The 25,512-nt window shown below is 56.5% G+C and carries 30 protein-coding genes; 5 read left to right on the top strand and 25 right to left on the bottom strand.

What is annotated here, in order from left to right:
- Positions 1-7: 7 nt before the first annotated feature.
- From ACFQEY_RS04780 to ACFQEY_RS04755, 6 genes are all read right to left on the bottom strand, one after another.
- Positions 8-409, bottom strand: a complete 402-nt coding sequence (locus ACFQEY_RS04780) for a DUF6166 domain-containing protein (protein WP_379765262.1) — start codon at positions 407-409, stop codon at positions 8-10.
- Positions 410-569: 160 nt separating this feature from the next.
- A complete protein-coding gene (locus ACFQEY_RS04775) occupies positions 570-1,205 on the bottom strand; it encodes a hypothetical protein (protein ID WP_379765260.1) in 636 nt (211 codons plus the stop codon).
- 62 nt (positions 1,206-1,267) lie between these two features.
- A complete protein-coding gene (locus ACFQEY_RS04770; RefSeq protein WP_379765257.1) occupies positions 1,268-1,663 on the bottom strand; it encodes a DUF7567 family protein in 396 nt (131 codons plus the stop codon).
- Positions 1,664-1,739: 76 nt separating this feature from the next.
- Positions 1,740-2,105, bottom strand: a complete 366-nt coding sequence (locus ACFQEY_RS04765) for a DUF7568 family protein (RefSeq protein ID WP_379765255.1) — start codon at positions 2,103-2,105, stop codon at positions 1,740-1,742.
- Between the two features lie 3 nt (positions 2,106-2,108).
- Positions 2,109-2,600 (bottom strand): hypothetical protein, encoded by a 492-nt coding sequence (locus tag ACFQEY_RS04760; protein ID WP_379765252.1) that lies wholly within the window; start codon positions 2,598-2,600, stop codon positions 2,109-2,111.
- A 104-nt stretch (positions 2,601-2,704) separates the two neighbouring features.
- Entirely contained in the window at positions 2,705-3,121 is a 417-nt protein-coding gene (locus tag ACFQEY_RS04755) for a hypothetical protein (protein WP_379765249.1), read from the bottom strand.
- A 257-nt stretch (positions 3,122-3,378) separates the two neighbouring features.
- Here ACFQEY_RS04755 and ACFQEY_RS04750 point away from each other — a divergent pair, with 257 nt between their 5' ends.
- Entirely contained in the window at positions 3,379-4,377 is a 999-nt protein-coding gene (locus ACFQEY_RS04750; protein ID WP_379765246.1) for a hypothetical protein, read from the top strand.
- 115 nt (positions 4,378-4,492) lie between these two features.
- Here the strand turns inward: ACFQEY_RS04750 and ACFQEY_RS04745 are convergent, their stop codons facing one another.
- The 7 genes from ACFQEY_RS04745 to ACFQEY_RS04715 all read right to left on the bottom strand — a co-directional run bounded on the left by ACFQEY_RS04745 (position 4,493) and on the right by ACFQEY_RS04715 (position 9,011).
- Positions 4,493-5,155 carry a DUF6735 family protein gene (locus tag ACFQEY_RS04745; protein WP_379765243.1) on the bottom strand — a complete coding sequence of 221 codons (663 nt, stop codon included), beginning with the start codon at positions 5,153-5,155 and terminating at the stop codon, positions 4,493-4,495.
- A gap of 67 nt (positions 5,156-5,222) precedes the next feature.
- The gene (locus tag ACFQEY_RS04740) at positions 5,223-5,603 is read right to left on the bottom strand and encodes a hypothetical protein (protein ID WP_379765240.1); all 381 of its coding nucleotides are present in this window, start codon (positions 5,601-5,603) and stop codon (positions 5,223-5,225) included.
- Positions 5,604-5,694: 91 nt separating this feature from the next.
- Positions 5,695-5,883 carry a hypothetical protein gene (locus ACFQEY_RS04735; protein WP_379765400.1) on the bottom strand — a complete coding sequence of 63 codons (189 nt, stop codon included), beginning with the start codon at positions 5,881-5,883 and terminating at the stop codon, positions 5,695-5,697.
- Between the two features lie 139 nt (positions 5,884-6,022).
- Positions 6,023-6,904 carry a biosurfactant protein 1 gene (locus ACFQEY_RS04730; protein WP_379765237.1) on the bottom strand — a complete coding sequence of 294 codons (882 nt, stop codon included), beginning with the start codon at positions 6,902-6,904 and terminating at the stop codon, positions 6,023-6,025.
- 115 nt (positions 6,905-7,019) lie between these two features.
- A complete protein-coding gene (locus tag ACFQEY_RS04725; RefSeq protein ID WP_225935448.1) occupies positions 7,020-7,880 on the bottom strand; it encodes a VOC family protein in 861 nt (286 codons plus the stop codon).
- A gap of 10 nt (positions 7,881-7,890) precedes the next feature.
- A complete protein-coding gene (locus tag ACFQEY_RS04720) occupies positions 7,891-8,310 on the bottom strand; it encodes a DoxX family protein (RefSeq protein ID WP_379765234.1) in 420 nt (139 codons plus the stop codon).
- Positions 8,310-9,011 (bottom strand): SDR family NAD(P)-dependent oxidoreductase, encoded by a 702-nt coding sequence (locus ACFQEY_RS04715; protein ID WP_222609129.1) that lies wholly within the window; start codon positions 9,009-9,011, stop codon positions 8,310-8,312. The genes ACFQEY_RS04720 and ACFQEY_RS04715 overlap by 1 nt, the downstream gene beginning before the upstream one ends.
- Positions 9,012-9,073: 62 nt before the next feature.
- Here ACFQEY_RS04715 and ACFQEY_RS04710 point away from each other — a divergent pair, with 62 nt between their 5' ends.
- Positions 9,074-9,427, top strand: a complete 354-nt coding sequence (locus ACFQEY_RS04710) for a winged helix-turn-helix transcriptional regulator (protein WP_222609130.1) — start codon at positions 9,074-9,076, stop codon at positions 9,425-9,427.
- A gap of 107 nt (positions 9,428-9,534) precedes the next feature.
- On the opposite strand, the gene ACFQEY_RS04705 is transcribed toward ACFQEY_RS04710, so the two are convergent.
- The 7 genes from ACFQEY_RS04705 to ACFQEY_RS04675 all read right to left on the bottom strand — a co-directional run bounded on the left by ACFQEY_RS04705 (position 9,535) and on the right by ACFQEY_RS04675 (position 16,742).
- Entirely contained in the window at positions 9,535-10,143 is a 609-nt protein-coding gene (locus ACFQEY_RS04705; protein WP_379765397.1) for a trimeric intracellular cation channel family protein, read from the bottom strand.
- Between the two features lie 217 nt (positions 10,144-10,360).
- Positions 10,361-11,287, bottom strand: coding sequence for a transcription initiation factor IIB (locus ACFQEY_RS04700; protein WP_379765229.1), 927 nt, complete (start codon positions 11,285-11,287; stop codon positions 10,361-10,363).
- Between the two features lie 194 nt (positions 11,288-11,481).
- Positions 11,482-12,771 (bottom strand): hypothetical protein, encoded by a 1,290-nt coding sequence (locus ACFQEY_RS04695; protein WP_379765226.1) that lies wholly within the window; start codon positions 12,769-12,771, stop codon positions 11,482-11,484.
- 118 nt (positions 12,772-12,889) lie between these two features.
- On the bottom strand, positions 12,890-13,762 hold the full coding sequence (locus ACFQEY_RS04690; protein WP_379765223.1) for a hypothetical protein: 873 nt from the start codon (positions 13,760-13,762) through the stop codon (positions 12,890-12,892).
- Between the two features lie 51 nt (positions 13,763-13,813).
- The gene (locus tag ACFQEY_RS04685) at positions 13,814-14,704 is read right to left on the bottom strand and encodes a hypothetical protein (protein ID WP_379765220.1); all 891 of its coding nucleotides are present in this window, start codon (positions 14,702-14,704) and stop codon (positions 13,814-13,816) included.
- A gap of 78 nt (positions 14,705-14,782) precedes the next feature.
- Entirely contained in the window at positions 14,783-15,943 is a 1,161-nt protein-coding gene (locus ACFQEY_RS04680; protein ID WP_379765217.1) for a DsbA family protein, read from the bottom strand.
- Positions 15,936-16,742 carry a hypothetical protein gene (locus ACFQEY_RS04675; RefSeq protein ID WP_224338435.1) on the bottom strand — a complete coding sequence of 269 codons (807 nt, stop codon included), beginning with the start codon at positions 16,740-16,742 and terminating at the stop codon, positions 15,936-15,938. The genes ACFQEY_RS04680 and ACFQEY_RS04675 overlap by 8 nt, the downstream gene beginning before the upstream one ends.
- 258 nt (positions 16,743-17,000) lie before the next feature.
- Between ACFQEY_RS04675 and ACFQEY_RS04670 the strand changes: the two genes are divergently transcribed.
- Complete coding sequence (locus tag ACFQEY_RS04670) at positions 17,001-17,912, top strand: HFX_2341 family transcriptional regulator domain-containing protein (RefSeq protein WP_379765214.1); 912 nt, start codon at positions 17,001-17,003, stop codon at positions 17,910-17,912.
- 260 nt (positions 17,913-18,172) lie between these two features.
- Here the strand turns inward: ACFQEY_RS04670 and ACFQEY_RS04665 are convergent, their stop codons facing one another.
- Positions 18,173-18,667, bottom strand: a complete 495-nt coding sequence (locus ACFQEY_RS04665) for a hypothetical protein (RefSeq protein WP_379765211.1) — start codon at positions 18,665-18,667, stop codon at positions 18,173-18,175.
- 127 nt (positions 18,668-18,794) lie between these two features.
- On the opposite strand from ACFQEY_RS04665, the gene ACFQEY_RS04660 reads away from it, so the two are divergent.
- Positions 18,795-19,466, top strand: coding sequence for a hypothetical protein (locus ACFQEY_RS04660; protein WP_224338430.1), 672 nt, complete (start codon positions 18,795-18,797; stop codon positions 19,464-19,466).
- Between the two features lie 394 nt (positions 19,467-19,860).
- Here ACFQEY_RS04660 and ACFQEY_RS04655 read toward each other — a convergent pair whose 3' ends face one another.
- A complete protein-coding gene (locus ACFQEY_RS04655) occupies positions 19,861-20,760 on the bottom strand; it encodes a DNA-binding protein (RefSeq protein ID WP_379765207.1) in 900 nt (299 codons plus the stop codon).
- A 783-nt stretch (positions 20,761-21,543) separates the two neighbouring features.
- Between ACFQEY_RS04655 and ACFQEY_RS04650 the strand changes: the two genes are divergently transcribed.
- On the top strand, positions 21,544-22,464 hold the full coding sequence (locus ACFQEY_RS04650) for a hypothetical protein (RefSeq protein WP_379765204.1): 921 nt from the start codon (positions 21,544-21,546) through the stop codon (positions 22,462-22,464).
- A gap of 27 nt (positions 22,465-22,491) precedes the next feature.
- Here ACFQEY_RS04650 and ACFQEY_RS04645 read toward each other — a convergent pair whose 3' ends face one another.
- The 3 genes from ACFQEY_RS04645 to ACFQEY_RS04635 form a co-directional block, all read right to left on the bottom strand.
- A complete protein-coding gene (locus tag ACFQEY_RS04645; protein ID WP_379765201.1) occupies positions 22,492-23,013 on the bottom strand; it encodes a hypothetical protein in 522 nt (173 codons plus the stop codon).
- A complete protein-coding gene (locus tag ACFQEY_RS04640; protein ID WP_379765198.1) occupies positions 23,010-23,384 on the bottom strand; it encodes a hypothetical protein in 375 nt (124 codons plus the stop codon). The genes ACFQEY_RS04645 and ACFQEY_RS04640 overlap by 4 nt, the downstream gene beginning before the upstream one ends.
- 68 nt (positions 23,385-23,452) lie before the next feature.
- The gene (locus ACFQEY_RS04635) at positions 23,453-25,447 is read right to left on the bottom strand and encodes a hypothetical protein (RefSeq protein WP_379765195.1); all 1,995 of its coding nucleotides are present in this window, start codon (positions 25,445-25,447) and stop codon (positions 23,453-23,455) included.
- Positions 25,448-25,512: the final 65 nt, after the last annotated feature.

Genomic DNA, 25,512 nt, shown 5'->3' with positions numbered 1-25,512 from the left:
ATCGACTTTAGGCAATAGCCACAACTTCCTCATCGTTACTGGCGAGGAGAGCCGCTTCGATGTCGCTTCCGGTGAGTCGCCAGCACTCGTCGGCACTATCACAGTCCAGCTGACTCACGACCTCGTTTTTGAACTCGGTGTAATGCGCCAGCGCGACCTCTTCATCATCCGTGTAGTCCAGTAGGAGCGCGAGTGCGAGCTGCGCTGGACCACTTCCACCGTATCCCCATTCGAAGCCCGAGGGACTGTGGTTCGCCAGCTCAAGACTCCGCTCCGGGGTGAGCCGCTCCTGCTCTGGCAGTTTCTCCACGATAGCGCGTCCTCGCTGGCGGTAGCCAACGTAGACGATGTTGCGTTCACTCTCAGGGCGTGTCTGTGCGAGCGACTGTGAGTCGATGATTCCACTCATAGGTCGGTTCGCGGGAGGCTCGTTCGACCACCCCCGCACCCCTCAGGGGACGACAAACAGCAATCAGGACTCACTCATTACGAGGATGTCGTCGAACTGTCCCCGGGCTGGATTCTCGTCGAAACTCGATTCATTATCTACAGCAAGGGGGCAGCAGGCCCTAGTAATCGACCCTTTGAGCTGGCGTAAGCGAAATAGACCCGATTGCTTCACGGCGAACGTCCTTTTCAAGCCCGTTCTCACTCACTAACCGTAATACTCCTTCAGGACCACCGCGAATCGCTTCGGCACCCGCCGCGAAGTACTCCGCGCGACCATCGTCAGCCCAGACTTCGACCCGTAACTCCGCACCCTCAACGTCACTGCTCCACTGCCGCTCAACGTATGCCTCCCAACACTCGTTACACACTGCTTCGACCTGGTCTGCTAGATTCCCGCTGAACGAGTCCGGTTCGAACGATAAGGACAGATGGAGTGCCTCGCGGCAGACGCGCTCGGCCCACGTGATTTCTCCTTCTTCATCCCACTCAACACGGACCAGACAGCCGTTCACGCCGGCCATAGACTCGTCGTTGAGATCCACGTATGGCCGATCGAGTCGATCCCGGCAGTGTTGACACGTAATATCCGCCGCTGCCACGTCTTCATCGAGTTCGAAGTGCTCTCCCTCGATTGGTACGCGCACGTCATCACAGAGACTCGACCATCCGAATCCGGTACTCGGGGGCAAATGATTGTTGAATAAGACGTGAGTGAGCCCATCGTCAGTCGTCCAGCGATAGGGCGTCGGGTACATAGCGTGGACTTCCTCCCACAGAGACAATAAAACCGCCTCCAACGGAGGGTCGACATTTTGTCCTACGCGAGGTGGGAGACGTCTGCAGGTTCCTCGGCATCGTCGAACTCGCCCTGCTCAACCGGCTCCCAGTCCTCACCCGGCTCGGGACTCCACCAGTCGACGTCGTAGGCGCCCGGGGCGCCGAAGACCTTCACGCGCGCCGACCCATCGGGCAGGTCGCGGCGCAGTTTCTCGTCGACGTGGAGATTCCAGGTCGAGTCCGTGTCGAAGCAGGCGAGCACGGCCTCCTCGTAACCACGTGTCTCTCGGGATTCCTGGAGTTCCACCTGCGTGTTACAGTGCTTGCAGAACACCCCCTCGAACGGGATGTGGTTGAACACCTCGTGCCCACATACGGGACACCAGAGGTACTCGAACAGTGCCTCACTGTGGCGGTCGATGACTTCTAGACTCATCTGTGAACCTGGCCCGACCCGGACGGGCCACCCTTCTCGGCCCGAAAATAGACCTCTCCCAGGTTTGCTCTTGTCGTCAGCGCTCGGCGCCGTAGACGATTTTCGAACGTCCCTCGTAGCCACAGTCGGGACAGTCCAACCATCGCTGTACCTTCGCGCCATCAGCTGACTTCTTGCCGAGGACAATATCGTCGTTCGGGCACTCCGGACAGCTGAGTGCCGGGATTGGCCGCTCCCGGAGCTCGTCACGGAACGACTTCGCGTCCTTCGTCTTGTACCCCCGCGACCACACCGGGTAGCCGTCGACGAGAATCACCCCGCGCCATTTGTACCGGTACGAGTCCGGCGCTCGATGCAGGACGGCTCGCGCACCGGTCTCGGTGTTCCGATACGCAAGCGTCGGCGAGCTGCTCTCGCGTCGCCAGTTGGTGATGCGAGGCATTGTTCAGAAGTGGACGTCAGCGGGTACGATCCAGAGCTCTTCACTCTCCTCGAGGAGTCGATCTAGCTGCCCACGGTGACGAATGCCGGTTCCGTGTTCAGTGTACAGGAAGATCGTTGGGCCGTCGTACGCACCGACCTGGTGGAAGGCGTGCCGCGCGAGGTCTTCGTCGCGCATGATCTCCTCGTCGGAGAGTTCGTCGATGGCCTCTTTCACCCGTTCGAGGTTGCGCTCGAACTCCTCCTTTGTCGCCTCCCACCCACGATCGAGGAGATCCCGGCCGTCGTCGGAGTCGACAGGAGCCGCGGTCGGCAACTCTCCCCATCGCGCCTTCCCCGCAACGGATGTGTCCTCTTCGTCGAACGTGACGTAGTAGTCGAAGACTGCGCCGGCGTCTGGGTCCGCGCCGACCAGGCGGGCGAACACCGACTTTCCGGTGGCCAGCGCGTCGTCGTGCGTCGATGCCTCTACCAGGGTGTAAATCACCATGTGCATCTTGAACACCTCGAAACGCCGACGCACCGGGTGTCGTTGCTCGCTCCAGCTGCGCCGGCACCCATCGCCGGCGCTCGAAAAACGCTCCTCGTGACGGCGGATTCTCAGGCTTCGTCCGCTCGTTCGACAGTGATGACCAGGTCGCCCGACGCGTAGTTAGCCTCGAAGTCGACCGCGAACGCGTCCGCCTCGTAGGCGGCGTGGTAGGCGCGGTGCCGTTCGAGCGAGCCAGTCGCCTTGAAGTGGAAGAATGCGGCCGCCGTGTAGGGCTTGCTCTGTGTTTCGACCTGCGACTCGACAGAAGCCGGAAGGGCGATCTGGGGTGTCTCTGTGTCGATACTTGCAGCGAACTCCGTCGCTTCCTCGACGGTTGCTTGCGAATGTGCCGGTGTCTCGCCGGTCAGCACGTTCACCGGGGTTTCCGTGTCGTCGGTGAACAGGACGTCTTCGAAGGTGTGTGTCCCGAGGATCGCCTCGGGATCCAACTCGCAGTCGTGAAACGGATCGTCGTCTGAGGTCATCGAATTACGAGCCTATGCCGGGGCTCACCCATTCCCGCCCCCCAAAAACAGCAGCTGCCACGAAGCAGATTTAATTAGGAGACCTTGTTGAATCCCTCCGGACCTGACAGATGTCGCGTGCTGAATGTTGAGGGTGGATGTCGCAGGCGAGGCATCGCTCTCGGTGACGGTCAGCGCCGAAACAGCCGTTCTGTAGGTTTGCGTATTGGCCAGACCCCTTCCTTGATTAGACTGGGAAACGATCCCCCCGCTAATTGATGACTTCTAACGACGATGAGGATAGATTACTGAAAGACGGCGCTATCTCGGTTGAGAAGATTGCCCGAGGACATCGTGACGCCGTAAATATTGACGAAGTGGAGCGCATTCTCGAATCGGAAGACCCGCTACAAATGGAGTCATATAATGACCTATCTCCTGAAGAGAGGACTGCCTATCTGGCAAAGTTCTCTGAATATATTTCTGAAGGTGATCTTTCCGTTCCGGTAGCCCTAAGCAGTGCTGAGGGAGTCATCAGATCTGGAGTTCAGTATATCAAAGAGAACGAGGACTACTGGCGGTTTGAACCGACTATTGAGTGTATCTTTGAGATGGATCACGATGAGTTGGAAGTTGCTATGGAATACTTTGAGAAGTTCCATGATAGCGACTATGATATCGCACAACAACAGTATATGAATTCAATACACGATGCGATATCTGACATTTCTTCGATCCGTCGGGAGCAACAGAAGCGGGTGTTCGACGAAATAGTGACCGAGGGGAAGGATATCCCCGACGAAGTTCCAGGAGAAGATTATGTCATTGCGGAGGTTGCCAGCCATTACTTGGAACTATATCGGGAAATTGCTGAGTTCTCTGAGTTAGCATTCCCGCAGTTGTTGATGTTGAAACGAATTCTCGACGGTGAGGAGGAAGTAGATCCAGCTGTACTACAGTCTAAGAATGCCTCATCGGTTCGCCGGGAACTCACCGATGAGGATACGAACGCCGTCTATTTCGATTTGATCGTTGAGAAGTATAATTCCGACCTCCGAAACGCCCTCGCACACGGGGATTATCTGGTTGACAGTCAGAATAGTGTTGTTCAAATAACATCAGCAAACACAGAATTCAGCTTTGAAGAGATAGAAGATATCGTTCATCGGAATATCTCCAACTTCGTCTTTCTCTCTGGGGCGATGCAGTCTCTCGTAGAATGGCGATATATCACCTTCAAATCTGACAAGGTAGGCAGAGATCTCCTTCCAATCTAACTCAGCTGGTAGAATGTTGCCGATGATAGATCAAAACGGTAGAAAACGAGTTTTCACGACTGTATTCAGCACACCCTCAGAAAACTATCCACAGCTGAGGGTATCACAGAGTCAACTAGGAGTGGTTCAGGCTCGCCTTTTCGAAGGGTGATTCTCCGGTCGGAATGAGCAGCTCCTGTTGGTCTCGAACTCGCTCGGCGAGTTTCCGTTTCAGGTATTGTCTCGCCGTCGACGGCGTGAAGACGCCCTTGTCGAGCATATCGCCGACGACGTCTTTGAGGGCCGCGAACTGGCCCTGCAGGTGGCCGTCGCCGACCGGCTCGCCGTCGTACCAGCGCACCGTCGCGAGCGCGCCGTTCCCGACTGTCTCTCCCTGTTCGACCGTCTCCGAGTCGTACTGGAGTCCGAACCACAGCGTCCGATAGGCGGTCACCTCGAACGTCGTCGACACCACGAAGAACGCCTCGTGGTGGAGGTAGTCGAGATGGTCAGCGACGATCTCGTCGAGGGTGAGCCCGGTGGCGCGGGGCTTCGGCTCGACGACCGTCGACGGTCGATCCTCGTCGGCGAGGTAGCCGTCGACCGCATCTGCCTCGAGGCCATCGGCCAGTTCCGCCAGCAACTGTTTCGCCCACTTGGAGTCGGTGTCGTCGCCACCGAACGGCGACTCAGCCGAGATTCGGTGCTTGAGCTTCAGGTTCGCTGCGCCCCAATGGCTGTAGTGGAGCGTGTACTGTCCGTCTGTACGTTCGTACGCAACGAGTGCGCGGTGTCCCATCGAGCAATCACCTCACGGGGCGACCGCGACTGGATCGCCCCGCACCCCTCCCGGGGGACGAACAACTCTACTCGTCGATCGGGTCGGGGGAACTGAGGTCCGCGTGGAGGACTTCGCCATCGCGAACGACGTACCGCTTGGCCAGGACTGGGAAGCGGCACTTGGTGAACCCCGCCGTCTGGATATCGAACTCTTCGTCGGCTTCGAGGTGGTCGGCGAGTTCTCGCAAGAACTCGTGGGTCACGATACCGCCCTCGTAGTCCGGGAGGCCGTTCTCCCGCGCCTCGTACACCTCGAAGTCATCGTACCCCCAGATGGTGAGCTCTCCGTCTTCGGTCACCTCCCAATCGAGCGTCCAGAAGCAGTAGCTCTCACAGAGCTCGCGGACTGCCTGCGGATCCGATACGATCGCACCAGTCGACGTCGTCGCAGCTTGCAGTGTCGCCATGTCTGGACTTCACGGGGTCGCCCCCGCACCCCTGTCGGGGGCGATAAACCGACGCGAGAGTTGCCTCCCTGGTCGTGGCCGGCGACGCCAGCTAGGAGTCTGCGTGGGCGTCCGCCCCGGCTCCGTCGCCCGGCCGCGTGAGAAGGCTCACCTCTTCCAGGAGGGCTCTCGCGGTCTCGACTCGCTCTCGATCCGCGTCGTCCAACCGGTCGACGTCGAGCCGGTTGAGATTGCTGAGTATACGATGCATCCGGTACCCTTGTTTGAACTCTTGCTCCATCGGAAGCGCCTCACCGCTCGCCGGCGCGGAAAGACTCCCCATCGAGACTGGCGTCGGGCTTGCAGGAGATCACGGCATTAACCAACGAAATTCGGAGCTAACTGCAGGAATGTTGGTTAATCGGCGCTCAGCACTGGCCCTACTCGAGACTGGGGCCGTAGCGAGCTGCGCCACACACCTGGCACTCCCAGATCGGTTGTCCCGTCCACGCCTCATCCGGGACCGATTCGTGGGTCTTGAACCGATGGTCGGTCGTCCGTCCACAGGTTTGACAGTCGAGTTTCTGCGTCGTCGGCACCGACGACACCTGGCGATCAGCCGCACCCTCGCCAGGAGATTCGGTCAGCGCGATCGCTGGAACCAGCCATACCGCGTCGTCGGCGTCGTTGAGGACAGCGTCGAGACGCGACGCGTTGCGGATGCCGTCCCCACGCTGGTCGTAGAGCCGCGTCGGGGCCTGCTCCTGACGTTCCGACGATCCCTGCCCGAGGCATCCAGCGCGGTCACGGGCGGCACTGAGAAGCCGCTCTCCCCCCGCTGACGACACCTGTACCGCGTCGGGGAGTGAGGGCCATTGTTCGACCAGCTGGCGCGCCGGTGCTTCGTCGAGATCGTAGATGAGGGTGTAGTCGTCGACGGCCGGCTCCGCCTCGTTGGCGGACAGGAGGTTCGCTGCGGCGCCGCCCTTCGCCACGGCGCCGTAGAACGTGGTCGACTCGACGACCAGGTGGACGATGCCGACGAGGGTCTGTTCTGGAGCGTCGTTCGCGTTGACTGAGGAAGTGCCGTCAACGTGGTTGGTGAGGCAAAATCGGCACTTCGTCTGCGTCGCCGGAATGGATACCCCACAGGACCGGCATTCGATCTCCGTAGTTGCCTGGTTGGGATATCCTCTACTGCTCGATGCTACTCGCTGTTGCTGGGCTTCTTCCCCTCCGCAGTCGTCAAGTGTATCGTCTGGGATGTGGGTGGCTTCGCCGGTCGGTCGGAGTTCCTTGAAATCAGAGTAGTGACCTTCCATAGTTCGATCTGCCGAGAATTTGGCTCGTCTTCCGGTTTAAATTATAGCACCGCTCCAAGCGGCCTGTTCGTGCTACAGAGTGGTTCTCGATCGTCGAATACTGCCTGCGTCTACGCTACTGGTTCGATGAGTTCGCTCGAATGCGGATCTCGATCTCATCAGGATCGTGAACAACGACCCCCTCATCCGTTTCGGTGGATGGAATATCACCGGTTACGAGCCGCTCCCGAACTGCTTCGAGTGAGTCGTCGTCTGGCACGAGCACTTCGAACCATGATAGTCCACGTCCGCTGACCGGTCCCGTTCTGTGGTGCCACGTGTTCGCCCCGAGATGGTGGTGGTAGCCGCCAGCCCCGACGAAGAGGGCGGCTGGCACTTCTGTTTGGATCTCGAACCCGAGTGTGTCCACGTAGAAATCGCGGAACGCCTCCAGCGAGGACACTTCGAGGTGAACGTGCCCCACGTCCGTTCCGGCAGGAAATCCTGACGCTTCTGCGGCTGCGGTTTCCAACGGGCCGAGATCGAGAGGATACGTACCCATACGGATGCGCCCGTTGTCAGCGCGGGGCCAGTCCTCACGGGGGTAATCGCGGTAGATCTCGATGCCGTTGCCTTCTGGGTCGGTCAGGTACAGCGCCTCACTGACGCCGTGGTCGGACGCGCCGCCGAGCTGCCAGTGTTCCTGAATGCGGGCTAACGCGTCGCCTAATGCCGCACGCGAGGGGACTCTGAATGCGTTGTGAAAGAGACCCGCTGCCGATTGGTGTCGTCCGAGTGCGTCTGCATCACCCTCTAAGACGAGGAGCGGCGTGTCATCGATACCCAGTACTGACTCGGTGTCGGTTCGGCGAAGCACGCTGAGGCCGACGACATCCTGGTAGAACCCGGTTAGCTCTTCGAGGTCGTTGACGCGAAGCGCGGTCCGCCCGATGTGTGCCTCCTGGGGGAGTACGTCTGGATTTGTTTGCGTGGTCATGGGAGACATCTTAGAGACCGATGTTGAGCGCGTACGGCCAGGCGGTGCTACTGAATGCTGCGAGAACGAGCGCTGCGCCGAAGAGCGTGCCGTTCTTGAGGAAGTTCGTCATCTCAGACTGCCGCTGTTCGGGGTCATCGACCGTCCAGAAGTCGTGCATGACTGGCGTCACGCCCAGGAAGAATAGCGCGATCGCTGCCGCACCAACGAGTGGGTAGACTCCGAGCGCGATGGCAAGTCCGCCAGCGATGAGCATGAGGCCAGACAGGGTGACGGCGAGCCGCGGGGCGGGAACGCCCTTTGCTTCGGCGTAGCCACTCATTCCGTCGAGCCCCGTGAAGTGACCGAGCCCCATGAACCCGAGCAGGACGCCGAAGACGACGCGGCCCACCAGAAACGCGAGCCCACCAGCTGCAGTCTCCAGCGCCATCAGTCCTCGACCCCCGGCTGCCCACCGGTCAGCTGGACGATCTGCCCCGTAACACCCGCGTTCGAAAGCAGGTGAACAACTTCGTCGACGACGGCCTCCGGTGCCGTCCACTCCGAGAAATCGGCGTCGGGCATCGCTTCGCGGTTCCCCGGGACATCGATGAGGAACGGAGCCACGGCGTTGACGCGGGCCTCGAGTTCGACATCGAGCGACTCAGTCAGCGTTCGAACCGCGCCCTTGCCGACGTCGTACGCGAGCGTCCCGCCGACGGGGGTTATGGCGCGGTCAGAGCTGAACAGAACGACTCCGCTGTGCTCGTCGAGGTGCTCCGCGAAGGCCTTAACGGTCAGGAACGCCGTCGTCGCGTGGCGATTCAACGCGGCCTGGAACGCATCGGCGTCGGTATCGCTGACGCCGCCCATCGAGAACCCACCAGCGAGGCCAACGATGTGATCGACCGATCCGTGGTCATCGACAACCGTCTCGGCGAAGGCGTCGACCGCCGCCTGATCGGTTAGATCGACCTGGTAGTACGATACTGCATCGGCGTGTTCAGCGCGGGTCGCTACTTCATCTCTCGCCGTTTCGGTGACGTAGGTACCGACGACGTCGGCGCCGCTCTCGATCAGCGAATCCGTCACGTACGGACCCATGTTACCGGTTGCGCCGGTCACGAGCACCGTCGAGTGTTGTAGTTCCATTACATTACCTAGTTTGTTCCCAAACCTATATATAGCTCAGGCAACAATAGTGTAACCAAGTAATGGCGACCCAACCACCCGAGGCTGACACGGACGAAGACACCGAGGTCGAACGGCGGAATGCGGACGTCTGCAACGTCGTCGGAGCGGTCGAGGAGATGGGAGCGAAGTGGAAGCTCATCGTCCTGAACGACCTGCGCGACGGTGAAAAGCGATTCAACGAACTCAAACGCTCGACGGGTGCCAGCTCCTACACGCTCTCGCGGGTGCTCGACGACTTAGCGGAGGAAGGGTTCATCGAGAACCGGAAGGAGTTCGAGTCGCCGGTGGCGAGTTACTACACGCTGACAGAGAAGGGAGATGCCCTCTGTCCCGTGTTCGAGTCGCTCGACGCGTGGGGTGAGGACTGGCTCTGAATGCTGTCAGACCGACGGTAGTCCGTCGGTGATGATCGGCCGCTCTGGGATAAGGAACGCCGATAACCTCCGCTCTCTCTGTCTTCATCTCCGTGGCCCCTGAGGCGCTACTCTCGTGTTAGTCCCAGTACCTGTGCAGTCGGAAGTGACCAGCCGTAGATAAGTGCCGCAATTCGTGTGCCTACAACAATCACTGCACACACCGCTGCAGCGGTTCCGTTCGCCCCTCCGACAGCGACGATCATCCAGTATGCACTCCCACCCAGTACCGCACAGCTGGCGTAGAAATCGTCGAGCAGGATAAATGGCGAGCGATCCAGCAGGATATCGGCCACAGCACCACCCCCGACCGCGTTGATCGTCGCAATCGCGACGACGCCGAAGGCGGGGATGCCGGCCTGCGTTGCGACGATAGCACCTGTCGTTGTGAACGCGGCGAGCCCGATCGCATCCGAGAACTGTGTCACCGGATGCGTGTCGGCTGACTCGAGGACGGCACTCACTCCAACCGCTAGTCCGACACCGAGCAATCCGAGGGCGATCTCGGTGGGTGTACTGAGCGCGAGCGGAATCCGATTGACGAGTAGGTCACGGGTCATCCCGCCTGCAAATGCCGTTGCGAGGCCGACCACCGTGACACCGAATAGATCGAACTCCTCGCGGATTGCCTTGGTCGCCCCGACAAGGGCGAACGCGACGAGCCCAACCGTGTTCATCACGGCGAAGGGATCTACGAACAGGGCCTCGACGATCTCCTGCGTCACTGGTTCCAGACAGGATAACGAGTCTGATGAGCGCTTCGCCTCCGATCTTTCCCGCCTCGCCACGGCGTTACAGGTCACACGATGGTCATGCGACGACGGGAGTATTCGATCATCTCCTGCTCACGACAGGTACACCTCAGAACTGACGAGATCCTTTGAATACGATGATTCAGGTGACCAACTCGCGCAATACGTCTTGATGCGACCGGATGGTTGGTGCGGTGACACTCGCTGCTTCCGCGACTTCCGACTGCGTTAGCCATCGTCCTTCTTCACGGCCTGCGTTGTACAGACAGGCGGCTGCGAATCCTGATGGCTTGACGCCTGACACTGCCCCTCTCGATTCCGACCGTTCAGCCAACCGCCGAGCCCGCTGTCGGATGTTCGCTGGAACATCGAGTTCTGACGCAAGCTGGGGGATGAATTCGCTGGGGCCAACAGGTTGGGTCGGCAGTCTGAGCTCTATATTCAGCGTCTTGTACGCATTCGTGACTCTCGATTGTTCAACGCGTGCTGCGTCGACGACGTCGTCGAGTAACCGCGAGTGACCGTTACAGCGACAGACTCCGTAGACGCTTGCTGCCGCTATCGCCTCGATTGATCGGCCTCGAAGCAGGTCTTCGGTTTGAGCGCTCCGAAACAATTGGCACGCCTGATCACGGACCGGACCTGAAAGTTCGAGGACGCTCGCGATTCTTCGAACTTCACCCAGGCCGTGTGCGAGGTTTCGCTCAGCTTTCGACTGAAACCGACCACGAGTCTGTTCACGACGCAGTCGAGATAGCTGCTGCCGCTTTCGCCCGGAGAGTTCGTTCCCGTTTGCATCTTTCCAGCGACCGATCTCGGTCGAAAGCCCTCGGTCATGACGTGCGACGGTGAGTGGTGCACCTGTTCGATTTAGAGTCTCTTCATCGGTCGCGAACGACCGCCACTCCGGACCGTGGTCGATTTTCTGTTCATCGATGACGAGCCCACAGTCCTCACAGACCGTCTCGACGGTATTTGTTCTCACTTGGCCGTCACATTCGGGACACGCCGTGTTGTCGTTCGATACGTCTTCGTCGAAGCTGGTTTCGTAGATCTCTCTCGTGGCCATTGGTAGTTCGCGAGGCGTCTCGTCTGCACCCCGCGCCCCTCTCAGGGGGAGATAGACAACTGCGGATGTGATTATGGAAGATATTTATTGACTACTCAGGGAGCCTTTGCAGCGTCTGTACATACTCTCAGCGGGGTATGCCGTGGCCGGTTATTCGTCGTCGATTACGACGCCGCCATCGGTGACCGCTTGCATCACTCAGCGAAGTACTCGTACACAGGCAGGAGAGTTTGGAAGTACTCGAGCGTCCAGTCTACCAACTCTTTCTTCTCGATGAGGTCTGAGCCATATGGAATCTGCTTCTCGATCACGAACGACTTCTCGTGTCCTATGTTGGCGTCGGTCGTCTCCCTCACAGCCCGACCGATGACTCCCAACCTATCCGTGATACTCGCTTTGTCGACCCCTGGCATGTAGATGACCGAATCTGCGTGGAAGGTTGTGGTCTGCCGTTCTCTGTCGTTGGCCTGCTGGATGTTCCGCTGGTACCGGAGATAATAGAACGGATTGTCTTCACGTGTGAATTCGATGCCGTCCAGTTCGGACAGGGCGTCCAACATCACACGCTTGAATTCCGGTTTAAGTTCAGAGGATCCCCGTCTCACGATATTGCTGACAATCCGGTTCGGGATGTAGAGTTGGACAGAGAACTTTGCTGGGTGCCAGAACCCTGCCGAGAAATGTCTAAGTCGCTGGAATATCCCGTTCTCCAATTCCTCTGAATCAACAAGGTGTACCTCTCTGCTTCGTTGATTTGAGGTCGCGGTGAAGTTCCCGAGATCGTAGTTCCCCCTACTCTCGTACAACGCCTGAGAGAAGATTCCAGGGTTAGCCTGGTCGACTCCTCGAAGCATTGTCTTCCGATATTCTCCCACACCAGAACCGCTCAGTTTATCGCGGTCGAATCCTCTGAATGGTACCATTCTCATCAGTTCTAAGTAGTCGGTGAATTCTTCGAGTAGGAATCGGTCGATGTCATTCTTCGTTCTCTCTCGGTAATTTTCTAGCAGTTCATAGATGTCCAACCAACTGACCCCATGACACAGTTCGTCATCGGTGAGGCCAAGCTCACCTCGATATTTCCCCATCTGAGTGAGACTCAGCCTGTCCCGTTCTGTCTTGACCTCAATAACGATTGACGTTGGGACGTTCTCTGAATGAACTGTGACTACGCCATCTACTGTTCCGTCTCCAGAACGTGGATCTGATTCTCTAGCGACGTTCTCTCCGGCAAATGAGAGTCCAGCAAGGTGGACGGAATGTTCAGATGTTGGAATCTCGTTCAAACCGACCTGAGTGTCGTACTCGAATTTGGCGTCCTCGAAAGCGAGACCAAGGAACTGCTTTAGAAAACTGTCCGTGAGTCTATTATCAGATTCTTGCAGGACTTTCAGGAAGCCCTTCGTGGTGTTGTTCTCCAGCTGCTCTTTACCCTCATCGCTGGCACGCTGGTACCAGAAGAGATTATCCCACTTTGGTCTCACACAACTGTCCTTTTCCCACTCGAAGTATATTCCTTCCGCTCAGTCGTACATAGGTGATCTTCCAACTTTGTGATTCGAGGCTCTTGCTTCTGTCAGAATTCAAAATGCTGCGAACGCTCTACTTGTCATGGGTGAACTTCTCCTCGAGGTTCTTGCGCTCACTGCGCTTCTTAGCCGCCTTGCCCCCTTGAAATGTTGCTCCACCAGTGAATCCTGCAACCGTTGCAGAGGCAATGACATTTCCTCCAGTCAGTGCGAGTGTGATGAAGAACGTTGCTACTGTGGCTCCGAAACTTATCTCTTCATCAGAGGCGTCGGTCAGCTCTCCGGTCTGTTTCGCTTTCCAGAAGATGTAGTCGACGAGATCGTACGAAATTTCTCGAGTCCGACGTCGGTACCAGTCCCCATCATCCCAAATCAGCTTGTCGTGAATGTGCGATTCGGGCGGACGTATCTCATCGATGTCCGAAGCTGGGTACTTGTATTGGCCTACACCCGGTGTAGACCTCTTCTGGTGTACTGTCGCGGCAATCGTCGATATATCGGCTGCGATGCTTGGTGCGTTGAGTTGCACCAACACAGAGTCGAGTGCCTGCTGCATCTCGACAATCGACTGAACCATCGCCGGTTGAATAGCCGATTCAGCAATTTTCTGAGTCTGGGTGATTGACTGAACCAACGCCGGATTAACCACACTTTCTGCGATCTTCTGCATTTGGACGATATCCCGGATCAGTGCAGGCTGGATGGCATTCTCCATCGTCTTCTGCATCTGAATTGCGTCCCGAACCAGTGCCGGCTTGACAGCCCGCTCTACCGTCTTCTGCGTCTCAATCATCGACTGGACTGCTGCCGGTTGGATCGCTACCTCTGCCACTTTCTGAGCCGCGAGAATGCTGCTAACGTCTATATCGACAGTAAAACCTGTAGAGATAGAGGGATTTGGACCTTTCCCGGACTCTGTGTCTGAATCTTCGCTATCCTCACCCATAGTGATCTCTTTGCTGTATTTGGTTTTGAGTCCTCGATTACTTTAGTGCGTCTAGGGGAGTAGTTCGGGAAGGTTTGGAAGCTCCAAATCGAAATCAGGGATGTATCGTTCGATTAGCCCCTCCTTTTCCTGCGGGAACATCCCAACAGCCGAGCCGCCTTCAGGGACGATCAAGTTCTGTATCTCATCGTAGGTGAAATCCAGGTTGACGTCGTAGTTCCACTCCTCCGCGTCGGTCTTGAGGTTCTGAATTTGATCCCATACGAACTCGACGTTGCTGTCCGTGACAGCCTCGCCGTAGACTGAGCCTCGAATCGCCCAGTGGAGTTCGCTCATCAGTAGAGCGATACACCCTCGGCATCCGTGTCGGGCGAACCGGAGGAATGTGCGATTGGCGATGAAACGTGTTCCTCTCCATGCCATCTTGTACGGGGTACCGATGGTCCATAGGACAACCTCCAGACCGAACGCCGCTGACGCGAAGAGGAACCCCTTGATAGCTTCTGGGTTTGGATCAGGAGTTTCGACGACACACGCAGCGTTGCAGAGGTTGTTGAAACTCCCAATGAGAGGGAGATAACGGGTATATTTGCTAAGATCCCGTCGTCTCGATTCAATCATAGACTCGTCTATTTTGTCGGTGATGTTGTACTCGTTGAGGAGGCGAACTCCAAACTGGAGACGACGGACGACGTCAGACACAGACTCGCCACTATCGACCACTGCATTGAGGGTCTCTCCAGAAATTGCCTTGCGTGCGGAGCACAGTTCGTTAGCACATTGAATTACGGTATCGTTCCGTTCGGTTTTCGTCTCCGGGAGTGCGTCGAAATAGCTGTCGGCGACATCGTTTACTGTACTCCTCTCTTTCAGGGCGGTTACCTCCCCTGAAGCCGCAATCGGAGTAGCTGCCGTCGCTTTAAGGAATGTCCTTCGTTTCATTCACTCACTAAGTCATTTTCTCGGCAGGAGCCGACGACGTTGTTTTTAGGACTCGAAAAATCACCGAGCATAGTCGGCTCAGATCCCCTCACTTGCCTGTTTGTGTCGCGTCCAAAATGCTCCAACTCCGATCTCAACAGGCACAATATCGTCCCGCTGTTGGAGTTCTTCCTCTGCTCGGTCCTGCGGCCACTCGTAGACCGTCATGACTTCTTGAGTCGTAACAGGACCGTGCTCGGTAACGAATCCGGAGAGGGGTTGCGGCTCCTCACTATCGATTCCTGATTGGTCGAAAATATCGACGATGTCGTCGTAGTGCAGATAGCCCGATTGAGTGACTTCCTCTCCGTCGACGTGGAATTTGGTGAAGGGCGGATTGAGATCACGTTTAGTCTGACGAGGCTCTACTTTGTCCCAAGCTTCCTCCAATCGGTTGGTATCGAGCCCCGCGTTCTCCGCTAATTCGAAAAGGATCTCCTTATCCTCGATGTTTGTCCCTTCGACCATGGTGGCCGTCCGAAGCCGTCGAAGGTATCGTTGGGCGGCGTTTGGCCCTTGGTGCATCGCTGCCAGGTAAGCGCGGTTTGCGAGTTCGGTTGATTCCGGCGGATTCTCCTCCCACACGGAGGTATCTATAGGCATTTTGTGGCGAAGACGGTCTCTTTCCCACTTCGATGCCATCTTTTCGGGGTCAACGAATTCGCGGACGGGGACAAGGTGATAGTCGGTATCGACTTCGTGTCCGTATCGCTCTTTGATTTTGAGTATTATGGGATACAGCCCCCACCCCACGTTATCCCACGGGTCTGAGTATTGCACAACCTTCGGTTCTTGTTCTTCTTCATCGTCGTCATCATCCTCGTCTTCCGACTCCTCTTGTTCCGGTTCTTCGTCCGGAGTCTCGGGATCCTGTGACTTCTCGGGCTCTGAAGAATCGGGGTCTTCTCCTGCCTCATCGGGGGAGTCGTCACCTACCTCCACACCCTCGGGGATTCCGATGATGCCGCCGCCTCCGCCTCCACCTCCACTGCTTCCATTACCGTCTGTTCCGGACGGTGTGGTCTCCGTTGGCTGGGGGCTAGAATCTTCGGAGGGTGCTTCCTCTGACGGCGATTCATCGGTGTACTCGTCAACTCCTGTCTGGTCGGGATCGACGTCTGGCGCTTCGTCACCGGAGGCACTACCACTGTCATCGTCCTCGGGGTCAATGTACAGGTCGTCTGTCGTCCCGTCACCCATTGATAACCACCTCAGAGTCCGGAAGGTAGTCTCCAATTCGCGACTGCTCGTCGGTGCGCTCCGTCTCTAGCGCTCGTTTGATTTCGTAAATCCACATGGCTAACCTCTGTTGTGAATACCCGTCCGTCGTCAGACCGCAATCCTGCTTCCAGTACCACCCAGCAGCCTCATCAACAACCTCCGGTAGCACTTCGACCTGTCTCGGTGACCCTCGACCGATGACCAAAACTCCCTCAGGGTTCAGGGCGGTTGCCGCCTGATGTATCCGATCTCGGAATTCGTAGTTGCTGGGTGTCTGGACGCCGTACATGGCGAACCGATCGATACCCAGTCGGGCAAAGGTCTCACGAGCCTCCTTGAAATGGGGTTGAGAAAGCCCTTTAGCCAAAGGTATGAGTTCGTGGGATAGTCCCATCTCCTCGGCCGTCTGGTAGAGCCATTCGAATCGATCAAGGTACTTTCTCACGTTCTCTAACTGATGTTCTGGCTCCATCTGATGGTAGACCCATAACCAGTCCGGGATGATTCGCGCCTCACGCGTGATTTCGGCATAGAGGTCTATTTCCGCCCATCGCCCTCTGTCCGTGACTGTTGGGTCGGGTTCCGTGCCCACGATTGTGAGTTTGTGGTGGGGCTGGAGGATGTTATCGAATCCTCCATGATTTCTCAGAACGCTTTCGGCTTCGCTGAGTGTCACCATCACGTGTTCAATCGTTGGATCCGCCTCCAGTAGATCGAGAAACTTCCCGCTGGGCTCGAGGCGAAGAATCGCCTGAAGTTGGGAGTACTGCGCAATCAAGGAGGCTAACAGGGTTTGCTGACCTCTATGCGAATCTCTCTGTATGGAGTGCGAATTCATTGGCGATGGTGCGGGTCGTTCACTTGGCACCTACCGCCATTCTACGAATTCGGTATATAAAACTCTGTTGGAGAATTTTCAAACAGGTGGGCTAGATAGGACACAGATCGTCTATGTTCTAGGCGGGCCGAAACTATATGGTAGCGATAGGCGGTCGATATCGGAGAGATTTAACACGGGGGTGGCTGACTATGAACTATGAGTGATAGGGTTCATTTCATTCCAGTCGGGTTTGATTTTGACCGCCTTATTCGTCCAATATCAAAGGGTGAGATGGAGGCTGACCGGATCGTGCTACTCACGCATGAAGGCGAGCCCGACGATGACCCGACAGACCGGGCAGCGCAGCTTGCAAAGAATATGACCGGGAAACTGGAGCGTACATTCGAGCTGATCGACATAGAGGTCGAAATTGAGGCAGTCAATCTTGAGGAGATGTACGAGTACGAGACGCTCTATCCCAAAGCGCATGACTACATTCTGGAGGAAATCAAGAAGGGGAACGAAGTCTACGTCAATATCTCCTCCATGCCGCGGACGGTGTCGTTCGCGTTTGCGACAGCTGCTGACTCATTGATAGCTGAGAAACAAGAGGAGTTCGAGGACATTCGTGATCGCGTACACACGTACTACGTGGCCCCCAAGGAGTATCTGGTCTTGGAAATGCTTGATGTGTTGGAAGATGCGGCCGAGGCCTTTGATGAACTGAAGGAGTACGAAGACCTTCGGGTACATCAGCACTATGAGGCGATCACCGACATACTAGATCGGGTCGATGAAAGTGGCGTGACAGAGGGTACGCGGGAAGATTTAGATGGTGACGGGCATATGTTCGTTGAGTTTCCGTCATCTCCTGGTAGCAACGTGAAAGAGTTCGAGGAGCATGTTCTTCGATTTCTCAAGGGGAAGGGTACGTTCGAATCGACCTCAGAACTTGCGGAGGCGTTGGCCGAGGAGAATGGTGAAGAATATGGCGAATCATTCAGAAGTCGAGTTCAGTACAATGTGTCTAACCTAGATACAAAGGGGTACGTCACCCGAAGGGATAGCGGAAATAGACACGAGACGGAACTATCGACAATGGGGCGTATGTGGGTAGAAACGCACTAATCTTACTTTCCCGGCTCTGCTGAAATCCTCACTAGTGGACAGAAACCGCGTGCTGGATATAGAGAATGGGGTCAGCAAAGGGGTTTTTCAGCGGGTCACTGGACATTGCCTACGTAGTCGGTGAACAGGTACACGACTGAAGCGGTTGCAGCTAAGATGAGTACAAGTTCTCGGAGTGGGGAGTTCAGATAATTGTTGTTCGGTCCCAAGATGGACTTCGAGTTCGACCCGGGTGATACGTTGGTAATGGGGTAGCTTGCTTATCGAACAGGCCGCCGCATTCTCCCTTCAGCTTCGAGTTCAGCGAGCAGTTCCCGCAGGTCAGCCGCTTTGTCATCGGGAAGATGACGAACGGTTGATCCTAGCGTCCCTGAGATATCCTTCGCACGTCCGTACCGGCCGTCGCCCGGTCCAAGTACTGCGTACTCCTCGAACTGCAGCCCCTTCAGGTCGTAGTCCTTGGTTCCAACAGAGTCCAGCAGCCGGATGCCGTCAGTTCCGTACCGACCTACGGTGATCAGTTTCGAATCAGGGCTTCGAATCGTTCCGATTCCACCGTAGCGGGAGGCATCTCTTACGGCGTTGAACGCTGTGGTTGAGGCGCTACCGTCGTGGTCGTCTTTGTTGAAGGAGTGGCCTGTGCTGTAGTCGACGACCAAAAGCCCAGTTGCGTTGTACCGCCCCTGGGATTCACTGGGTACCGCCTTGTTCTCGCAGGCAATTGCAACCGCCTCGGAGTGGGGAGTAGGTCCCATATCTGCTATGTGTGGGGCCAAGTAGAAAAAACCCAAGGGTAAAATAGCGTTTGGCCTATGTCTATATTATATTCGGCCCTTGGCTAATGTCCGCTGGATATTTGACTAACGGGCGCTTGGTATCTGTATGAGCACTTCCGAGGAGACGCCCCTATGGCGGCGAATTAGGGATGTCGTCTCATCCAACCGACTATTCAAATTTAATATCGCATACCATGACGTCGACCGAGAAGCCTACGCTGACCGACTGTTCGAAGACGGTGTTGTCACGATCTCGGATTGGGCGCTTGCCACGACCGGTGGTGTTGAGCTCGCTACAGACGGTAGTGTCCTGAGCCCTGAAACCGTGCACGAGCCCTACGGAAACACGCTCAAGGGTCAAATCCAGTGGGATGTAATTCGAGACATTATGCATGAGGAGATATATCCCGATGAAGATACAAAAATTAAGGCTGGGAAAGCTATTGGGAGTATCCGAACGTTCGTTGAAGGAGTTGACCCCGGTGATGTTCTCTTAGTGAATCTGCCTAGTGGAATCGCTCCGTGCGTGGTTGAGGGTCCGACTGTATATGACCGGTCCACAGAGTACAGTGACCTTGCACCAAATCACATCATGTACCGGAAAGTTCAGTGGGCCTCAGATGGCGAGCGTCCGCTCACTGTCTCAGCAGATCTCCTTCCACCAGGGTTCGGGACCGCCCGTCACACGATCGAACAAGTGTCCGATCCATCGCCGATGGTGGAACTCCTACGCGTCGTTGAATGGGTTGGTGACTCGATAGGTCAAGAGGAGCGGTGAGTACGACGACTTCACCAATCTTCCAGCATAGAAACAACCGATTCGACGGGGCCGAATAGTGGGCGAAGGGGGGAACGAGTGCTCCAATTCATAAGTCGAGTGTCATAGATTCCATGGAAGACGAGTAGTCTTTCGTGCACTGGCGACCCGCTGGGAGACACGCGCTCTATATCCAGCACGGACGCTCAGAACGATCACCGGCTGAGGATTTCAATAGAGCCACTTTCTCTTGATAATAGGTACATACGATGAGAGTGCCTAACGACGTTGTTGAGAATTTCTGCGTAGCATAGGTCGTGGCTGCGCGCGCAGCGGAGCGAGCACGGAGCGGAGGGTGGGGAGGTGGGGTCTGGGTCGGTCCGGCACACAATAAAAAGAAGGCCGCGTACGCTGGCTACGCTTCCCACCACCGACCGCGCTCGGGGAAGTGAACCGTGGTCCAACCGGTCAGAGCCACCGAGACGCGCCCGTTGTACCAGTTCTTCGCCGCTCCGTGAATACGAACGTGTTCGCCCTCCTCAATCCAGGGTTGGTCGCTTGCAACCCAGCTGGTGAACTTCGTTCGTCCGCTTTCGTCTTCGATGAGGCCGACTTGGGAAATGGCTGAACTCGACGGCTCCCAAAGCTGCGTCACGCGACCTTCGATGCTTACCTCTTTGCGATTGACGTCCTCGAGCATCCCGATGGGAACCACCTGTCCCGGCGCCGTCTGCAACTCCTCGAACACCCCAACGACTGCACTCGTCAGGTCTTTCCCACCGACTACGGCTTCACCCAGCCGCCGACCAATCGCTGCTCGCGACCAGCTATCCAGCTTTTCGGCCAGCCGCATCGACTGCTTGTTCACCGCCGCCAACTGCTCCTGCGTGAGTTCTGCACGAGGATCGTCTCGCTCTGGGTCCGCCCACGGGTCCACGCTCGCCGCCCGCTTCTGGAACTCAGCACGCCGCTCAGCGCTCCGCTTCGCCGCGATATCTCGCGTCCGCTTCTCCCGACCTTCTTGCGTCCCCAGCTCCGCCTGGGCACTGATGCGCTCCAGCTCAGCCTCCCTGGCCCGAATGCGCTCTTCCTGTTCGAGGGTCGCACCGTAGATCCGCTCTTCACTCGTATCGACCATCCCATCCGGGTGGTTCGCATCGACCTTTGCCTGCACCTCCATCTGCACCGTCGCCTGGAACTCCGGCGTCTCATCGACGACCTCGAAGCCGTCTTCATCGACCGCCGCTTCGTCCGCTTTTTCGAATGCCTGTTCATCGACCGAAACTACATTACTGGTAGCGTTGTTACTTGACATTGGAATCACTCACAGGTGATTTCCGACGAAGGCGCTCAGCGCCCGACACCGCGATGCTGCTACATCGCGGTTTTCCGACGACAACGACCGACAGAACCATCTGCGCGCTCTCGCTCGCGCCTTCGCGAGCGCCCCCTGGGGCGCGAGCGAGAGCGCGCCCGAGGAGGCCACCCAACCAGCACCGCGCGCCGACCCGCCTGGAGCGAGCGGCCAGCGGGATATGCCCGTTCGTGTCCGGCCCGATATGCGGGTCCGTGTCCAGGGCGACTGTCGCCGAGAACGCGCGCCGTGGTGTGGCGCGCGACAGCGCAGGCGGCACCAAGCGCTGGAACGCGAAAGCCCGCAAGGGGCGCAACCGACGGGGATACCCGCTGGCGTCGAGGGCACATCCATTTTAGCCCGGAACGGGCGCGGGCGGTGCGGAGAGCGCCCGCACGCCCGGAATGGTCGGTCGCGAGCGACGCGGAGGGCGGCAGCGGCGAGCGGGGCGGGCCGTTACGTACCATCTGGCCAACCGGCCGCGTCGCTCGGCGAACCATCTATCGTCCTGGTGGACTCAGAAAGGGCGAGGCCGCTTCGGCCGTCCCCCGACCCCGTAAGCACCGCAGGCACGAGGAGCGCAGCGGCGGTCGCGGGATGCCGAGCGGTCGAGGGCTTTTAGGAAACGATGACTGTCGTTGGTAGGCAGAACCCAGTGTAGCTTAGATTCGGTTGAGAACATTCGGTTCCAGCCCACTCTGACACAAATATCATATTCTTCGTCTTCACAGTTTCTGCGTAGACATGGCGTCGTATCCATCCGAGAATTCGCTTGTCGTGAATGCGACACACCAAATACTGACTCGTATTCGTGGGCCGTACAATCAGACAACCGCCATCGCACCAACACGGTATCAGGAACACCAGGCTGGTGGAGGATACGACGTCGAGCTCCCGTTAGCGATGCGACTTCTTTTCCAGTACAAAGCACCCAAGGCAGAGCCAAACAGGGGCGTTCGGTTCAAACTCGATACTCAGCAGATCACGACACTTGCAACCCGAGAGCCATGTGAAGTCGCTTACTACGCATGTCCCGTCGTTGACTCTGACAACCAATTATCCGATGCGCTGACGGAGTGCTATTTTATCGATGTGCAGGCGATCGAGGCTGGCTCATCTCAACTCTATATTCCAACCGATTACCCCAATTCGCCTGTCCAGGCAAAATTCAAGGACCCCTCCGACCAGTCCGGGTGGATTGGTGATCCAGTGAACTACTACGAAATCCCCCATTCAGCTGTCAAAATGTGGGACGACCTAAGAACTGGCATCGAGTCACGGAACATTGGTATGGTCATCCGCGAGAGCGGATCGACAACGGACTCCTACGACGATTTCGTGGACCGGTTACAGGACCTCTGGGCGCTCCATGATGATTCTCGTGACCAGGCACGAACTGACGGTGGCGAGCCGAATGAGAACGACCACCAGCGAATTGAGGGACTCGTCTCGTTTGCGCGCTCACAACATCGTCGGCTATTCGAAGAATCTGACGTAGCGGTACCCGATATCGAACGGCATGAACGTCATCTACGAGAGACCCTCGAAGGCTATCAAACTGTCCGACGACCCGATGTTCACGGAATCGGGCGAGCTCAAGAACTCATCGCCCAATCTGGGAGCACAGATAGAAATCGAGCGCTCAAACTCGGGAATCAGCCCTGAATCTATTCGTCGACCGAGCAGTGGTTCTTATTCGTCAGATATCGCTCTACAGAACGGTGATCCCATTACAACCGGCCATCCACCGAGGGTAATCCCCTCAGGGCGTAACAACGACATCCCCTCTGCTCGGAACTCTCGTTCTTTCTCGAATCCGATTGTCCCACCCTTGATACGGTAGGATAGTCGGGCAGTACGCTCAACTGCTTCGTGCATCTGTTCGCTGGCCTCTGTTTTTTCACTCTCATACACGTTCTTCGCAGCTAAGATATCTGCATCACCAGTTCGGTCATGATTGACTGGTATCACCTCCTCTAACGGACGGTCTTCACCGCGCAGGCTTACAGCCTCCACTTCGGTTGTCACAAGTGGAATCGGGCCATCTGATTCTACTAATTCTTCTAACGCGGGCCAGGACAGAATCGGATTTTCCATCAACACGCCGGCTTGTGTGTCATAGACGGTTTCGTAGCCCTCTCCATCCTCGTCACTATTTTTGAATCCCCGTAATACCGTCCAGAAGATGCCGTATCGTATTGGTGCGAGTATCACGAAGCACGTCGATGGATACCTAGTTCTGTTCCATGACGCTCCTCAAGCGTCTTCTGAAGCGTCTGAGAGAGTTCCCACGAAGAGAGGAGGTCTTCTCGAAGATCTTCGATTCCGCTCCCATACCATGAGAAGTCCTGACATTGCGCGGAATAGTAGAGACGGCCGGGATCCGTATTGAGATCAAGCTTGTCCGCGGCGCGAGTCAGTCGGTTGAGGATTTGATCCGCCGATTCGTACCCCTCAGTGGGGAGATCGACACGAACTCCTTCATCTCCATAGATTGGGTCGTACGTGGCCGGTGCGTGATAGGGAACAATGCTTCCATACCCGCCAAGTGATGTCGGTCTCCTCTCGAGTTCGCTTGGGTCCATGTCTGTTCTAACCGATTCTATCGGTTTGTGAATAGTTTTTGGAAGCTCAATGAGCGCAGAAGTGCAATTTAGCGTTGATACAGGTTGGTGTATGCTCGTTCGAACACCGCCTGTGCATCGCCAGTTTCAACGATCTCTGAAAGATCGTCTTGATCGAGCACGAGGATGTCGAGGTCTTGGATGCGCATGTCTCTAAGCAATCCATCAGCGTTCCGGCCACTCTGAGAATCTGACACACCCTCCCAAGAGACCAGAATTGCCCCTTTACTATTCGGAGAGGTCATCTTAGCCTTCCCGTAGACGGAATAGATCTCATCAACTCCAACGGACTCGTTCCAGTTCTTACACTCGACATTAATTGGCGCCCCCAACTGAGTCCAGGGATGATGCTCTTCCTTATTTTGTAGTTGGAGATCGATTTCTTCCGTACTAGTTCGGTTATTTGGCGTCATCACGTGCGTATCCGGTACAGCCTTCTCAAAGATGAATGCCATCAGCTCCTCCAACCGATCTCCCTTGGATTCGGTGGTTTCAGCCTCTCGTGCCGCTACGAACCGGCGTTCGATCTCATCGCGAATCTCTTCATCCGTCGCGAAGTCAGCGAACGAACGTGGATAGCCGGCCGAAATTGGTGAGAGCCGCTCTGCTTGGAGGTCAATGTACATCATTTCAACACCATCCTGTTCATCAAGCTCGCTAACGCTGGTGCTCTCAAGCTCACGATCATATAACAACAGGAGCGAGTGATCAAGATCGCCAGTCTGCTCAATTAATTCCTCGAGAGTTCCCCGATCCCGGTCTTCGGGGCGCATTGCGCGGACAAGGTATTTGTCGTCTCCGTGAGCCACAATTAAGTCGAAATCAACGTTGAGCTCGTCCCGCACCCCCTCGGTCGTATTGCGATACATCTGAATGGTGTAACCTGCACTTCGAAGTGTCCGCGTGATCGTGATATCGGGTGTGAATTTTCCGAGGTCAATTCCTTCGAGATACTGAATCGGCTCTGACTCAGCTTCGTCCGGAGCAGTCGATACTAACGAGTTAGCGAGCTTCAGTACAAACGATGCATTTCGGAGGGTCATACCTGACCCGAACGGGTCAACTTCCGTTCTCGAGATTGTTGGCCTTCCTATTGCGTGGGCAACTCCCTGAACGAGGACGAGCGCATTGGCAATCCAAACTGGATTGTTCATCCGGAAATTTAGATCGTCAATTGTTGGCTGCGAAACAAATTTGGGCACATAAAGAAGATCGCGTACACCAGCTTCACAGTAGAGATCAAACTCACTGAAATCGTACTCATCTGGGGCTTTGAGCAGACAGAGATCGCGCAGTGTGTTGAGCGAACGCCTAACAAGCGGCTGTATCCGTGACTCGTCGAAGAGGCTGTGTTTTGTCAGGCCGTCTTTGGCACCTGCGAACGCATACGCTGCTTCCTCATATCGCCCGTTCCGAAGTTCTTGCATACCGAGATTCAGTAGCCACGCGTGACCGCCTCGCCAACCTGCATCTTCGACTGCTGGTACGAGGTAGTCTAGTACATAGTCGAGATAATCATCGTGGAAAAAATCGGGCTCAGTGTGTCCCTCGGGAATCGCCGCCTCTATGTCCTCCTCGGCATCGAATGAAGTCTCCGGTATCTCACTCCAAGATACTTCTCGAACAGTTGCAACGTCACTAATTAGGTCTGAATATGGGAGCGGATCGGGATCTTCGTCTAGTCCCGATGGAGAAAAATCAGGGATTTCGAACCTGATCTCAAGATCAGCTGCTAAATGGTGTGAAATATGCTCGACATCTTCCGGTAGTATACGAAAGGCGAAACTTTCAGATCCAACTGAGACGCTTTCTTCAATGGCTGGTCGCCGGTCGTAGTACTCGTCAATGACTGCAATGATTGCTTCTCTGGCTTCGTCAGTGAGTTTCCAGATTCCGTCAGTTCGATCTCCTCTATGAAAGCGCTCGTCATCCTCTAAGCGAACGATATCGAAATCAAGTCGACCGGCGACAAGCTTCTCCGAGAACTGAAAGCCCGGAGGAAGCGAATTTGATTCAGACGCCATTGAATAATGCTCTCCAGTCAGGCCAGTTAATTCTTGACGAGCCACGCGCACTAGGGCGGCAGTCG

The organism is Halorubrum trueperi, assembly GCF_042662525.1.
GTDB lineage: Archaea > Halobacteriota > Halobacteria > Halobacteriales > Haloferacaceae > Halorubrum > Halorubrum trueperi.
The sequence above is the reverse complement of the archived record's forward strand: the minus strand, read 5'-3'. Positions and strand labels throughout refer to the sequence as shown.